12 protein-coding genes are annotated in these 14152 nt (G+C 45.5%); 1 reads left to right on the top strand and 11 read right to left on the bottom strand.

Annotated elements, in window-relative coordinates; all coding sequences use genetic code 11:
• Positions 1-77: 77 nt before the first annotated feature.
• The 11 genes from ACFQ0C_RS23685 to ACFQ0C_RS23635 all read right to left on the bottom strand — a co-directional run bounded on the left by ACFQ0C_RS23685 (position 78) and on the right by ACFQ0C_RS23635 (position 13299).
• The gene (locus ACFQ0C_RS23685) at positions 78-2384 is read right to left on the bottom strand and encodes a thiamine pyrophosphate-dependent enzyme (RefSeq protein ID WP_379370197.1); all 2307 of its coding nucleotides are present in this window, start codon (positions 2382-2384) and stop codon (positions 78-80) included.
• Between the two features lie 46 nt (positions 2385-2430).
• Positions 2431-3438 (bottom strand): 2-oxoacid:acceptor oxidoreductase family protein, encoded by a 1008-nt coding sequence (locus tag ACFQ0C_RS23680; protein ID WP_258213340.1) that lies wholly within the window; start codon positions 3436-3438, stop codon positions 2431-2433.
• A gap of 169 nt (positions 3439-3607) precedes the next feature.
• Complete coding sequence (locus ACFQ0C_RS23675; protein WP_258213341.1) at positions 3608-4168, bottom strand: NUDIX hydrolase; 561 nt, start codon at positions 4166-4168, stop codon at positions 3608-3610.
• A gap of 168 nt (positions 4169-4336) precedes the next feature.
• Positions 4337-5044, bottom strand: coding sequence for a response regulator (locus ACFQ0C_RS23670; protein WP_379370194.1), 708 nt, complete (start codon positions 5042-5044; stop codon positions 4337-4339).
• Between the two features lies 1 nt (position 5045).
• On the bottom strand, positions 5046-6650 hold the full coding sequence (locus ACFQ0C_RS23665) for an ATP-binding protein (protein ID WP_379370192.1): 1605 nt from the start codon (positions 6648-6650) through the stop codon (positions 5046-5048).
• A 106-nt stretch (positions 6651-6756) separates the two neighbouring features.
• Positions 6757-8283 carry a tripartite tricarboxylate transporter permease gene (locus ACFQ0C_RS23660; protein WP_379370190.1) on the bottom strand — a complete coding sequence of 509 codons (1527 nt, stop codon included), beginning with the start codon at positions 8281-8283 and terminating at the stop codon, positions 6757-6759.
• A 10-nt stretch (positions 8284-8293) separates the two neighbouring features.
• The gene (locus ACFQ0C_RS23655; RefSeq protein ID WP_379370188.1) at positions 8294-8755 is read right to left on the bottom strand and encodes a tripartite tricarboxylate transporter TctB family protein; all 462 of its coding nucleotides are present in this window, start codon (positions 8753-8755) and stop codon (positions 8294-8296) included.
• A 74-nt stretch (positions 8756-8829) separates the two neighbouring features.
• Complete coding sequence (locus tag ACFQ0C_RS23650; RefSeq protein WP_379370186.1) at positions 8830-9888, bottom strand: Bug family tripartite tricarboxylate transporter substrate binding protein; 1059 nt, start codon at positions 9886-9888, stop codon at positions 8830-8832.
• 283 nt (positions 9889-10171) lie between these two features.
• Positions 10172-11689: a flotillin lipid rafts scaffold protein FloT gene (locus ACFQ0C_RS23645; protein ID WP_379370184.1), complete on the bottom strand. Its 1518-nt coding sequence runs from the start codon at positions 11687-11689 to the stop codon at positions 10172-10174.
• Between the two features lie 48 nt (positions 11690-11737).
• Positions 11738-12271: an NfeD family membrane protein gene (locus ACFQ0C_RS23640; RefSeq protein WP_379370182.1), complete on the bottom strand. Its 534-nt coding sequence runs from the start codon at positions 12269-12271 to the stop codon at positions 11738-11740.
• 209 nt (positions 12272-12480) lie between these two features.
• Positions 12481-13299 carry a phosphodiester glycosidase family protein gene (locus ACFQ0C_RS23635; RefSeq protein WP_379370180.1) on the bottom strand — a complete coding sequence of 273 codons (819 nt, stop codon included), beginning with the start codon at positions 13297-13299 and terminating at the stop codon, positions 12481-12483.
• A gap of 235 nt (positions 13300-13534) precedes the next feature.
• Between ACFQ0C_RS23635 and ACFQ0C_RS23630 the strand changes: the two genes are divergently transcribed.
• Entirely contained in the window at positions 13535-14104 is a 570-nt protein-coding gene (locus ACFQ0C_RS23630; protein ID WP_379370316.1) for a class I SAM-dependent methyltransferase, read from the top strand.
• Positions 14105-14152: the final 48 nt, after the last annotated feature.

Here is a 14152-nt window from a genome sequence, read left to right as displayed (position 1 = left end):
AAGGTGAAAAGGTACCCTCTCCATCGGAGATGGTACCTTGTTTCTATTTCAAGCGTCTGTTGCTATTTGACCGATTTCTATAGGAACTCATTGGCATGCTTTGCTTTTAGCATGTTCCAGCGGCGTTCAACTTCCGTCTCGAACATTTTGTAAGTCTCCTCGTGTTCCGGTTTGGTCATATGCTTAGTTTTGCCCATCGTTACTAGCCAATCAGAAAGAGGTACCTTCTTGCTCTTCTCTTCCGGATTGTAGGTTATGTTCGTTACACCATGCTCTACCTCATAGAGCGGGAAGAAACAGGAGTCAACTGCAGCACCCACGATGTTAGAGCCCTGTTCATCCTCTGATAACCAGTTCAATGGACAAGCGATCAAAATTTTTCCGAATACAAGTCCTTCGTTCTGAGCGTACCATTGGGCTTTGGCTGCTTTACGAACCAAATCCTGAGGAAATGCTTCAGAGCCTGTAAATACATAGGGAATATGTGTAGCAGCCATAATTTGCGCTGTGTCCTTATGGTGGAACACTTTACCGCCTTGCTTGGAACCAACGTTGGAAGTAGAAGTTCTATGTCCCATTGGAGTTGAGTATGATAATTGGGCTCCTGTGTTCATGTATCCCTCATTATCGTATTCCAAAATAATCATCTTATGATTACGCAATGCTGCACCGATCGCCGGTCCCATACCAATATCCATACCACCGTCGCCTGTAATCATAACGAATGTAAAGTCATCCTTCAGATTCAAGGAATCCAGCTCGCCTCTGCGCTTGCGCTCCCAGAACATTTCCACAACACCAGACAATGTAGCTGCACCATTCTGGAACAGGTTATGGATATAAGTCGCTTTATGAGCTGAATAAGGATAACCTGTTGTTACAACCATCGCACATCCCGTATGGAACAGTGCAACGATATCGCCTTCTATTCCTTTGAAGAACAGCTCAAGACCAGAGAAAATACCGCAGCCCGGACATGCTCCGTGTCCTGGCGCAATTCTTTTAGGCTTTTTCGTCAAAGCTCTCAGTGGCGGAACGCGAACGTTCAGCTTACCTGTTTCTTCATCCTTTTTAACGGTGATCAAACCGGTGTTCAGGTCTTCATATTTCATCGGATTCAGTACACGCTTAGGTTTCTTCTCAGGATCGCCTGGCGTGTGTCCGTAATAATCAAAGGGTACTTCTACCTTGCCCTTTTCAACGGCATCAATTGCAAATTGGAACATCTGGTGACCGTCTTCATTGTAGAAGTCTTTACCGCCAAGTCCATAAATACGGCTAATAACCATCGTAGTATGGTTGCCCAATGTGAATAAAGCAGCCTTGATCTCATTAACCATATTACCGCCGTGCCCGCCGTAAGAGTCCGCACGATCGCAAACGGTTACTGCTTTAACGTGTTTTAATGCTTCAGCAATCGCTTTTTGCGGGAAAGGACGAATCATATTCGGTGCAATCGACCCTGCTTTGATCCCCTTCTCACGAAGCTGATCAACAACGTCTTTAATAATTTCAGAAGCTGAATTCATCAAGAATACGGCAACCTCTGCATCTTCCATTCTGTATTGATCCAGAATCGGATAGTCGCGGCCTGTTAATTCGGCATACTCTTTACGGATCCGATCGTATACATGCTCTGCATTGTACATGGCTACAGATTGTTGGTAGCAGTTGTTAATATAATCCGGCTCATTCATGTAAGGGCCTACGGTGATGGGATTGTTCCGATCCAATGTGTCCGGGAAACCCATCGGAGGCTGTGCTCCGACAAAAGCCTGCACATCTTCACGTTTTGCAAACGTTTGCACTCGACGCTTCTGATGTGACGTGAAGTAACCGTCTGAAGCGACCAGTACAGGCAGTCGAACCTCAGGATCTTCAGCCAGCTTCAGCGCTAAAATATTCATGTCATAGACGGCTTGCGGATCACGGCACATTAAGATCGGCCAGCCGGTATTCAATGCATAATACAAGTCAGAATGATCACCGTGAATGTCTAACGGACCTGATACGGAACGGCACACCAGATTCATTACCATTGGGAACCGAGTGCCGGATTGTACAGGCATCTGCTCAAGCATGTACAAGTAACCGTTTGCGCTTGTTGCATTAAACACCCGTCCACCTGCTGTAGAAGCTCCGTAACAAACGCCTGCGGAACCATGCTCTCCATCCGCCGGAATCAGCTTAATATCATGCTGTCCATTGGCTTTCATCAAATCCAGAAATTGGGCAACCTCCGTTGATGGAGAAATCGGGAAATACCCCATTATATGATAATTAATTTGGTGCGCTGCATAGGCAGCCATCTCATTACCGGATTCATAAACAATACGTTGCTCCACCGTACCGTGAGAAATCTCTTTATTAATCTCGATTGCCAACTGGAATTCCACCTTTCAGTTTGCTTTTGTTGAGAATTGTGGGCTCTTACTTTACGGCTAAGTCGAATCTGTGCGGCACACGATGTTCATCTGCGTAACCATCTGGTTCTCTTAAACTAGAGAGTGCTTCCGTTGGACAGGCCTGCACGCACTTAAGACAGCCTTTGCAATACTGATAGTCGATTCCTTGAAGAAACATTTGCGGGCGGCCCTTCTTGTCTGCTTGCTCGTCCCAAACAAAACAGAAATCCGGACATACATTATCGCAAGCGGCACAATGAATACACTTGTCATCCTCGAATTTAGGCATCATCCCAGCACGTGAAATGCTTAAATCCTTTAGAATGCTGTTCCCTGGATTTACGATTACACCACCCATTGGTTGCGTTGCAAAACCAAGCACAGGCGTATCTTGACGAATAAAGGATGGCATTTCTTCACCCTCTGGAAGCACGAAGGTTTGAAAGTTAACTTCGTTGTAACCCCTTTCAAAGGTATTCAATGCCGGCTGCACGGCTTGCGGATACTTTTTCTCCAATGATTTACGGATAACGTTCTTCATGATTTCAGGATCAAGGAAAGGACAAAGCCGGAATAATGCACCCAACATAGCCATGTTAACCCGGTTCTTCTCTTCCAGAGAAATTCCGATAGCATCGATAACAGCGATTGTGCCGCCTCTCATCTTCAGCTTCTCCTTCAATTCATCGGGAGATTTAGTCGAATTGACCAACACCAGGCTATCCTCATAAATACCGCTGACTACATTGACGGTTTTGGACAAAGACTCGTGAAAAATACCTACGACATGAGGTCTTTCAACAGGCGATGTATCGCGAATGTTTGTGTTAATATCACAAAAACGGATATGAGCCTTAACTGCTGAGCCCTTCTTCTCGGATCCATATGACGAGAAGCTGACTCCATTTAACCCGGCACCGACGACTCCGGCCTCTGCCAGCATTTTGCCGGCCAGATTGGCTCCAAGACCCCCTATGGATTCCAGTCGAATTTCAAAAAAACCGAGCTCATTTTTTTTCGGTAATGTAACCATTGCACAACTCCTTTCGAGAATAAACTGCTGCGAGTAATTGGTCTTTATTTGAAGAAGCCGGTCATCCCTATTAGGACAACCCAGGCTCAAACAAATAAGTAATTTACCAAATGTATTATTATATTCTGAATTGAGCGACAAATTCCTCTATAGTAAAAAATTTTTTTTCTTAAGGAATCCGGAAAAAGCCATTTCCTGGCGAAGGCACGATGGGTTCACGGTCCGCCAACAAACCGTCACTTTGACCATTTAATGCGATATCTACCAGCCATTGGGTGAAACTCGCCACTTTCATCGACTTCATTTCCTCTAGTGAAAAGAAGCCCGCTTCATCCACCTCGTAGCCATCAGGAATGGGTTCCCCACTTACATATTGCATTTCAAATGCAATGTAAACATTGTGGATTGCACGCGGCTGATCACGCACAGCCACAATTCCTTTAACTGTGGCATGTACCCCAGCCTCCTCAAGAACTTCCCGGACGATGGTCTCTTCTATCGGCTCCAACTGCTCAATATACCCGCCTGGATTTGTCCAATTCCCCTTACCGGGCTCTTGCGCACGGCGTACAAGAAGAACCTTATTGTCCTTAACAACAAGAGCACCTACACCAATGCTGTAATTGCCCCAGTGAACCGAAGTGCAATTTGTGCATGCGCGCCGTTCGACGCCGTCCATACTGCGTGTTTCCATCGAATGACCGCAGGACGAACAAAAATTTACCGACATCTGACCCTTCATCCCTCTCTGCTAATAGTAAAACAATCTCAATTAGTATTTTATGTAAGCTACTAACCTGTGCACCTCCAATGATAGCCTGTTTGAATCGATCTTTCTAGTACTTTCTTAATCCGCTGGAAAAAAAATGCTCCCGGCCAAAGAAGGCTGGGAGCAACTTTACATTTTTCTATATACACGCTCCGGACGCCCCACATCTCCATAGGACAAATCAGCGCGCAGCTGGCCTTGTGACACCAAATGCTCCAAATAACGACGAGCGGTTGAACGACTCACTCCAATAAGCCTTGCGGCCTGCTCCGCGGTTAATGGAATAATAATGTCATTCATGGCTTGAATTACTTTATCAAGTGTCAACTTATCAATCCCCTTGGGTAAATAAGTAATCACGGCTTCCTTCTTGCTTGTTCCCTGAAGAAGCTGGTCAACCTCATCCTGGTTCACTTGGCCTGGTCCCGTATGCAGCCTCTCCAACGTTCTATGGTATTCCTTGAAACGAAGCAGTGTTTCTTGCAAACGATTAAACAAAAGCGGCTTCATAATGAAATCAAACACACCACCGCGAATGGCCGCCCTTACTGCATCCACTTCCTTCGCTGCAGTAATCATAATGACATCAGGCTGACGATCGAGCTGTCTTATATGCTGGAGAAGCTCCAATCCGTTAGCATCAGGAAAATAGATATCAAGAAGAACCAAATCCGGTTCAAGAACTTCGAGAAGAGTTATCGCCTGAGGCCTGTCTGTTGCTATTCCAACTACTGTGAAGCCAGAGACCTTCTCAACAAATCGGCGGTTAATTTCAGCAATTCGTTCATCATCTTCAATAATTAACACTCGAATCAGGTCATGTAATTCTTTAGTCATTTCAGGATTCCTCTTCCCGATCTTTCGACATTTTGGGCAGCACCACTGTAAACACAGTTCCACCTTGTTCACTTGGTTGATGGGTTATATAGCCTCCAAGCTTATCTACGGCATGCCGGACCAGCGCCAACCCGATGCCGCGCCGCTCGCCTTGTTTACTCGAATACCCTTTTTCATAAATACGTGTGGCCACCTCATCTGAAATTCCACAGCCGCTGTCCTCACATTCAATAATCAGATCGTTACCGGCATCAGTCACAAACAATTTAACCTTTTTCTCCACGGCCCGCTCGCATTCAATTACGGCTTCCATTGCGTTATCGATCAAATTGCCAATTATAGTTACTAGCATATCCCGATCAATTGTTGCCGGAACATCACGAAAAGTACTTTCGTTATCGATTTCCAAAACCAGCTTCAACTCTTGAGCGCGATTGTATTTCCCTATTAATAATCCACCGATAACCGGATCGGGAATTTCTCGCATAATGAATTGGATTAAATTTTGATGCACATCCGATTCACGGGTAATCATTTCTATAGCTTCTTGGTATGATTCCAATTGAATCAACCCGGAAATCACATACAGCTTGTTAGAATATTCATGGGTTTGAGCACGAAGCCCCTCGGCAAACCTGGTAACCTGGGACAGCTCTTCTGCAAGCCGATACAGCTCTGATTTGCTTCGGAAGCTCGAAACTGCTCCTATAACCTGCTGATGCTCATCCATAATAGGTACCCGATTGGCAATAACTTCATGCTCGCCAAAGATCATCTCATGATCGAATTGAGATTCCCCCGTCTGGATTACCTCATGAAGACGAGTCGTCGGGACAACTTCATCAATCAATCGGCCTGTAATATCTGTATCCTCTGGTAGGCCCAGCATTCGCAGCGTTTGCTTATTGGCCATCGTAATAAACCCTTTGCTGTTAATTGATAGAATTCCCTCGCGGATCGATTCAAGAATCGCTTGCTTTTCCATATATAACATACCGATTTGTTCGGGCTCAAGTCCATGAATAGAGCGGCGAACTCCCCGTGAAATCATAATGGCTCCGCTGCTGCCTATAATTAAGGCAACTAAGGAGATCAACATTACTTCCAGCTGGTAATCATCATCCCGTTTCTCAATCTCATCCATTAAATAGCCAACGGACACGATCCCGATCACCTCGCCATTATCCCCCCGAATAGGCGCTTTGCCGCGCAGCGACAGTCCCAGAGAGCCCATCGCTTCAGATACGATGGATTGCCCTTCCAACACAGGACCATTATCGCCTCCCACCATTTCCTTGCCTATCCGGTCCGTTAAGGGATGGGAATAACGAATACCTTCGCGATTGCCGACAACAATATACTCCGCTCCTGTTTTTACCCTCACCGTTTCGGCGATAGGTTGAATGGCTTTGGAAGGATCCGGATCCGAGAATGCTTTGCTTACTTCGGGCATAGCGGCAAACGCTTCAGCAACGGCCAAAGCACGTATGCCGGTTTGCTCCTCAAGTGCATTAACCAGCATATATTGAAACACTGCCCACAGCAAGGAAATTACTAGAAATAACAAGGAGCAGATGATCAGAATCAGCTTTGTTTGCAGACGCACCGGATTTCCTCCCACTTAGATGTTGGTAACATTGTAGCAGAACCCCAATAACAAGAAAACACCCGACCCCGCAGCATAACGGAGACGGGGCCAGGCAGCATTATAGTTATGCTTCCTCATTGACAAGTACTTTTTTGCCTTTCATCTTCAGGATTAACGGTATAGCCAGCCACAAAAGGCCAATAATGAGGAAAACAAGAGATATCGGCTTTTGCAGGAAAATCATAAAGTCTCCGTTGGAAATAGTTAACGCTCTTCTCATATTGTTCTCCATCATGGGTCCCAGAATGAGTCCCAAAACTAGAGGTGCTAACGGAAAATCGTTTTTTGACAGGAAGTAACCTACAACTCCGCATCCCATAATCATCATCAAATCGAATGTAGAGTACTGAACGGCATAGACACCAAACACTGAAAAAACAATAATTAATGGCAGTAAATATTTAGCTGGCGTTTCGATTACTTTCGCAAATACTCTAACCATAGGCATGTTAAGAATTAAAAGCATCAGGTTTCCAACAAACATACTGGCAATAACACCCCACGCTAATTGCGGGTGATCCTGAAATAACAATGGACCTGGCTGAATATTATACATAATAAAAGCACCCATCATGATTGCTGTTGTGCCTGAGGAGGGAATACCAAGAGTTAGCAGCGGGATCATCGCTGAGCCTGCCGCGGCGTTGTTAGCCGATTCCGGCGCAGCTACACCCTCAATGGCTCCTTTACCAAACTTCTCCGGATTTTTGCTGATTTTTTTCTCAACAATGTAGGAGAAGAACGACGCCAATATCGCTCCTGCCCCTGGCAGAAGACCGATACAAAAACCAAGCAATGAGCCCCTTGTAATTGGGCCTGCACTGTCTTTAAGGTCTTTCTTGGTCGGCATGACCCTCGTGATTTTAGCAACTTCCTCGCCATTTTCATCTTTTTCCAAAATCGTTTTGAACACTTCTCCCAAAGCAAACATACCGACAGCAACCGTTAAAAATTCCAGGCCTTGAAATAATTCCGGAATATCATAAGTAAAACGCGCTGAGCCCGAAACATTATCAATCCCTATTGTTGCCAATAAGAGTCCGAAGGCCGTCATCATCAATGCTTTGGTCATTGACTTACCAGCCAAACCGCTTATAGCTAGAAGTCCCAGCAGCATCAAAGAGAAATATTCGGCCGGACCGAACTTGATAGCAATTGCCGATAAAGGATTCGCCAGAAAAATAAGCCCGACCATAGCCACAATACCAGCCACGAAGGATCCGATTGCAGAGATGGCCAGCGCAGCTCCTGCCCTTCCCTGTTTAGCCATTTGATAACCGTCCAGGGTTGTCACTACAGATGAGGACTCCCCAGGTGTATTTAATAAAATCGAAGTCGTTGAGCCCCCGTACATCGCCCCATAATAAACTCCGGCCAACAAAATTATGGAGCTTGTAGCCGATTCCTCAGGACTTAAACCAGACGTCATCGTTGCAGTAATAGGAATCAGAAGTGCGACCCCGCTCATGGGGCCGATACCAGGCAGAACTCCTACAACCGTTCCGATTAATACGCCGAAAAAAACAAATAATAAGTTATGCCATTGCATTGCAGTGCTTAGTCCATGTAACAAATAATCAATAGTACTCATGTTCTACCCCCTATTCTAAGCCTAACCATGATGGAAATCCTGGGAGCGTTCCATCCATGACATGGACAAAAAGATAGTAAACGCCAAACGAAAATGATGCTGAAATAATAATGGAGGGCCAAATTTTCCCTCTTTGCATAGTTTGAAAACCGATCATTAGAAACAAAAAGGTAGCGATGACAAATCCTATATCCTCAAGGAAATACGCATATAATACAGCTGCGGAGAAAATAATGCCGAATCTCTTGTAATCCAGCTTCTCCTTATCCCTTCCGGTATCTTTGTATCGAAACGTCTCATATATAAGCCGAACGCTCATCAGTGCCAGGAAAATCCCCAAGCCTAGCGGAAATATGTTCGATCCGACGTTACTTCCATAGGCACTTGCCGTAATCTTTTGACTTTCGACCACGAACAATGATCCAAGGGCCAAGAATACAATTCCGGCATAGCGGTCAAATGTTTTATTCACGATAATCCTCCCTGCTTAATAAAAACGAGGGAGAAGCTTTGTTCTCCCTTGTTTTTCATAGTGGTTGCCTAGCTTTACTTCTGCATACCTAATGCTGTTAGCATGTCTTTGATCATAACTTCTTGCTGACCAAGGAATGTATTGAAATCATTCGAATTTTTAAAATCGCTTTCCCAATTGTTCGCTTGCAGCTCTTTTTTCCATACGTCGTTTTCGTTAAGCTTTTTCAAAGTATCGTCCCAATATTTCTTGGCGTCTGCACTCATATCTTTAGGACCGAAAATGCCGCGCCAAATATTGAATTCTGCGTCCACGCCCTGTTCCTTCATAGTCGGAACGTCTTTCAAGCTGCCTCCAAGCCGTTGTGCAGAAGCTACTGCCAGCACTTTGATTTTGCCCGCTTTTACATATTGGTCCAAGGAAGAAGCGTCGGTTCCAATTACATCCACATTACCGCCAAGCAACGCTGTTAGCGCTTCGCCGCCGCCGTCGTATGAAACGTATTTCACTTTTTTCGGATCGATGCCGAATTTATACGCGGGTAGAATGGCTACCAAGTGGTCCATGGAGCCCGGAGCGGAGCCTCCTGCGATTGTTAATTTCGTAGGATCCGCTTTCAAATCGTTCAATAAAGATTTCAGGTCGTTGTATTTCGAATTCGCTGATACAGCGATAGCTCCGAAATCTTTAGTCAACTGCGCCAAAGGCGTTGAATTTTTATAGCCGTATGGACTGTTAGCTTCTTTTTTCAAGTTGTTGATTAAAATGGGCGGTGAGCTTACGAACAATTTATAATCATCCTTTTTACCGCTTGCATACTCGGCGAGAAACACTGCTCCTCCCCCACCGGGTTTGTTCTCAACTGTAATTGGTTTATTGACGGCTTTAGTTTCTGTCAATACTTTAGCTATCGTTCTGGCCGTTAAGTCCCAGCCGCCGCCTGCTCCAGACGGAGCAACTACAGAAATCGGCTTGTCGGGATATTTGGATGCGCTTGCAGCAGGTGCATCATTTGCTTTAGGTGCGGCAGCACCATCCGTCTTGGGCGCATTGCTGGCACAGGCAGTAAGGCTTACAGCTAGCAGACCGGTTAGAGCTACTTTCAGAGATTGACGAGTCAATAATTGGATCATAAAACGACCTCCCAAATTTTTATATAAGCTTGAATGCGCTTTCAATGTCTCGAGCAAAATCATTGTAGCATCAAACCGTTTTTATCGAATAGCTTATTTCCATAAGTTGAATACTGCGCATAAACCTCATTTTGTTCATATAATTTACGAGATAAATGATGGATTCGGAAGCGACTGATGAGGTATAGTTAAAAAGGAAAACTACGAAGCTGCAAAAAAAATAAGCCTGGAAAACGAAACAATTGCTTCGCTCCAGGCTCATTTATTCGAATCATGTATTTGATTATGCTTCCGGCTTCAACGGTGTTACGATGGTTTCAGCTTGTGGAGCCGGGGCCTTGGTTGGCTTGTCATCGCCACGATTAATAAGACCTTTAACCAGCTTATCCAGGTCAATTCCGCTTACACTTTTCAGCATTTCGGGCGCAGTAGCCATTAAAGAAGTTACGTAGTTGCTTAAGCGCGCAGCACCTTCTCCATGTCCAGTGTCAACCACTGTAATCTTATCGATGGATTTAAGCGGCTCTGCCACTTTCCCCGCCAATTCCGGTAGCATCTTGACGATGATATCCAGCACCGCTGCCTCGCCGAACTTCTCGAATGCTTCGGCAAGCTTCTGCTTCGCTTCGGCTTCCGCCAAGCCGCGCAGTCGGATGACATCCGCCTCGGCCGTACCTTTGGCTCTCTCTGCGTCCGCCTCAGCTAACCCGTTGAGGCGCTTCTGCTCGGCCATCGCCTTAGCTTCAGCCTCGATGCGGTACTGCATCGCATCGGCTTCGCGCAGACGCTTCGCCTTATCCGCCTCCGCAGCCTGCTCGACGGCGTAACGGTCCGCGTCCGCCTTCTTCTTGACCTCGGAGTCATATTGCTTCTCGCGGCGCAGAATCTCCTTCGCCTCCAGGTCAATTTCCCGCTCCTTGCGCACGATCTCGACCTTCATCTGCTCCTCGACCACGCTTTGTTTGGAGCGTGCTTCCTGGATGTGATAGGCCTGGTCCGCTTCCGCTTTGGCCTGATCCTGCTCCCTCTTAAAGGAGGCTATCTTCAGCTCCTTATCCTTGCCCGCCTCCGCGATGTTCGTATCACGCAGCAGCTCCGCCTTCTGCCCGTCTTCCTCGGCCTGCGCCTTCTGCACACGCGCATCACGCACTGCTTGCGCTTCCGCTATCTCGGCGTCACGCTTGACGGCAGCTATTCGCGGCTTGCCCAGCGCATCCAGATAGCCATGCTTGTCGCGCAAATCCTTAATGGTGAATGAGACAATTTGCAATCCCATTTTCTTCAGATCCTTCGCAGCAACCCCTTGGACCTCCTGCGCAAATTTGTCGCGGTTGCGGTACACCTCTTCGACGGTCATCGAGCCAAGAATTGCGCGCAAATGACCCTCCAGCACCTCCTGGGCTTCCCCCTTAAGCGCTTCGGTTGGCTTGCCCATAAACTGCTCGGCTGCCGTTGTGACATCCTCCACGGAACCGCCAATTTTAATAATAGCGACCCCGTCAGCCATTACTGGAACTCCTTGTTCGGTATAAACCTCAGGTGTGGACACATCCAGCTTATGGGAAAGTAAGGATAAAAATTGGGATTGCTGGAAAATAGGCAGAATGAACGCTCCACCTCCACGGACAATCTTAATACTTCTTCCTGACTCATCGGTCATTACATTTCTTGAGCCCAGGAACGCTCCCGTCACAATCATCGCTTCATCAGGACTAACCGTTCTGTAGCGTGCCCAGAAGGCTAACCCCAGCACAATAATAACCCCCACCACAATAGCGGGAATAAGCAAAGAATCCGGCATTCAACATGTCTCCTTTATAAGTTAGTCAATTTCTGGGTGAACTCTTACTTACACCTGCTTATCTAAACAAGCCACGTAAAGCGTACCATCCACTACTTCGACAGTAACGACTTTAGCTCCTGTTTGGATATCTACATGTTCAAAGCTGGCAGCAATGTGGTTTGTATTGCCTGCACCCACTTTAACCACCACTTCCCCGTAGCCCTGCGCCGGTATCGGAACAGAAACCTCAGCGATTTTACCAACCAGCTCCTTCATGGAGTAGGCTAGCGAGTTCTCGCTGTTTTCCATCGGCTTAATATACAGAAAATAGACTAGAACCGCGACAACCAAAGAAACTAGAATAGCTGTCATCAACACAGCATAAGTTCCCATTGAAGTATATCGCGTCAACAAAATACCTGCGCCTCCGCAAACCGTAATTGCACTCAGAAGAACCATCGGCTGAAAGGCATGCAAATGTTCCCCTGACAGAAAATCCAGCATGCCGTCAAGCGCATTGCTTAGCAAATCACCGAAAATTACAGTTACAATTGCAAACAGCACTCCCGTGATTAATAATCCCCAATACAGCTCCAGCATGAGCGTTCCTCCGTCTGAAAACATTATGACTACACTTACCTATACGCTTTATAAAGCAACAAAGTTGCAAATCATTTCCTTTTTTTCTAAAATTCCTATGCCGCGGACAGCAAAAAAACTGCTGAAAATGTGACAGCAGCTCGCCTTTTTCGCTATAGGAATTCGTTCATTTTTACATATGTATTTATTTGCTTTAATTAAACGATAGTTTATTTTTGCTTCAAAGCGAGCATTTGATACACTTCACGTGCATCGCCTTTTAATTGCTTTTGCATACTCCGCATTTGTGAAGAACCGTCTCCATCTAAAAAAACACCGTCTACAACATTCCCTCTGCCAATCATCTCAACTACAGCTGTTCGAAATTGCTCCGCTGTGCTAGGAGTATCGGTTACAATAAGCCAAATCGTTTGCTGTTTATCATAAACAACGCCCGATCGCAGCCGCTGCTCATCAAAGGCCGGCATATCCTCCGAAATTGCCTGCAAATCCCAATGAGAATCATCCTGCAGCGACATGCTGATTCCTCCTTGAGCCCAGTAATGCTGTTTATCGGTGACCTTGAGTTCATGTGCGTCTTGTACAACTTGTACAGTGAACCGTCTCGTAATCTCGTCCCAAACCAAGGTTCCTTTGGGCAAGTCGATATTGTACCAGCCGGAGCCGTAATCTTCCTGTTGTCCTTTGAGTGGCTGATCATTTACAACCGCAATACTGAGTAAATCTCCATTCCAGAAAAAACCCCCGTTTATACCTGTTTCATCAGTAAGGGTTACATTGCTCGTTATCGGCTTTAAGGCAATATTTTGCGGGACGGTATTCAGCGTATGAAGCTTGACTCCATTGGATGCCTTCATTTCATGATATGTATAATATTTGGGATAATAATAGGGAGATGAGGGCGGTAGTGCGGTAAGAAACACGGCTATCAAATTGCCTATTAAAAATCCTGCCAACAGGAGCTGGAAACGTGGTTTTGCTAACCATTTCATAGATTTCAAATAAGTGAACATGCTTCGCCCCGACATGATAGAACCTCCTTCTAGAGTAGTACATCATTTCATATCCTAGTAGTATTTCTATGAATCATAACAGAAAATCATGATAGAGTTTATATAAAAATAGAATGAGAAATCCCATAAAAAGGATTTTTTTATAAAAAAATTAGGTTGTTTTAATGTATATACGCTATGATAGAATTAATATAATTGTTAAAAGGGGGAAATTAGTTTGAGTTTAAACCAAACATCAGCCTTGGATAAAATGATTTTTTTATATAAATTTATTAGAACTCCCAAAACAATAGGCAGCGTAACCCCGAGCTCACGGTTTCTTGCAAAGAAAATGATTGAAGCCATCTCTTGGCAGGATACCTGTAGTGTGGCCGAGTTAGGCGCTGGAACGGGTGTCATTACAGAAGCAATTAACCATGCAGCCGTTAAGGGTACTCGCGTACTATTATTTGAGAAGGACAGCCATCTTAACGAACAATTGGCGCTGCAATACCCCGAGTATTCCACGTACTCAGAAGCAAGAGCTTTGAGCAGCTCCGTCCAGCAGCTGGGCCTTGAGCATTTGGACTGCGTAATAAGCGGTCTTCCTTTCGCTAATTTCCCACAGCGACTTCGCGATGAAATAATGGAGCAGGTTGTAGCCTCTCTTAAACCTAATGGATTATTTGTCGCTTTTCAGTACTCCTTGCAAATGAAGAAGCAGTTAAGCCGCCATTTTGATATCCAAACGATCCATTTTGTATTGCTTAACGTTCCTCCAGCTTTTGTATATGTTTGCAAGAAGAAAGACCAAGACCCCACGAAAAGTAATCAACCTTAAGATCTTTAAACACGGAAAAGTGGAATCCCTGACAGGAATCGGTTACTA

The sequence above is a fragment of the Paenibacillus sp. GCM10027630 genome (genome assembly GCF_042676305.1).
Taxonomy (GTDB): Bacteria; Bacillota; Bacilli; order Paenibacillales; family NBRC-103111; genus Paenibacillus_S.
The sequence above is the reverse complement of the archived record's forward strand: the minus strand, read 5'-3'. Positions and strand labels throughout refer to the sequence as shown.

What these genes read in the sequence shown, in the direction of transcription:
- ACFQ0C_RS23680 (WP_258213340.1), bottom strand. Translation starts at nt 3,438, where the DNA reads ATGGTTACATTACCGAAAAAAAATGAGCTCGGTTTTTTTGAAATTCGA.
- ACFQ0C_RS23650 (WP_379370186.1), bottom strand. Translation starts at nt 9,888, where the DNA reads ATGATCCAATTATTGACTCGTCAATCTCTGAAAGTAGCTCTAACCGGT.
- ACFQ0C_RS23670 (WP_379370194.1), bottom strand. Translation starts at nt 5,044, where the DNA reads ATGACTAAAGAATTACATGACCTGATTCGAGTGTTAATTATTGAAGAT.
- ACFQ0C_RS23630 (WP_379370316.1), top strand. Translation starts at nt 13,535, where the DNA reads ATGATTTTTTTATATAAATTTATTAGAACTCCCAAAACAATAGGCAGC.
- ACFQ0C_RS23640 (WP_379370182.1), bottom strand. Translation starts at nt 12,271, where the DNA reads ATGCTGGAGCTGTATTGGGGATTATTAATCACGGGAGTGCTGTTTGCA.
- ACFQ0C_RS23645 (WP_379370184.1), bottom strand. Translation starts at nt 11,689, where the DNA reads ATGCCGGATTCTTTGCTTATTCCCGCTATTGTGGTGGGGGTTATTATT.
- ACFQ0C_RS23660 (WP_379370190.1), bottom strand. Translation starts at nt 8,283, where the DNA reads ATGAGTACTATTGATTATTTGTTACATGGACTAAGCACTGCAATGCAA.
- ACFQ0C_RS23675 (WP_258213341.1), bottom strand. Translation starts at nt 4,168, where the DNA reads ATGTCGGTAAATTTTTGTTCGTCCTGCGGTCATTCGATGGAAACACGC.
- ACFQ0C_RS23635 (WP_379370180.1), bottom strand. Translation starts at nt 13,299, where the DNA reads ATGTCGGGGCGAAGCATGTTCACTTATTTGAAATCTATGAAATGGTTA.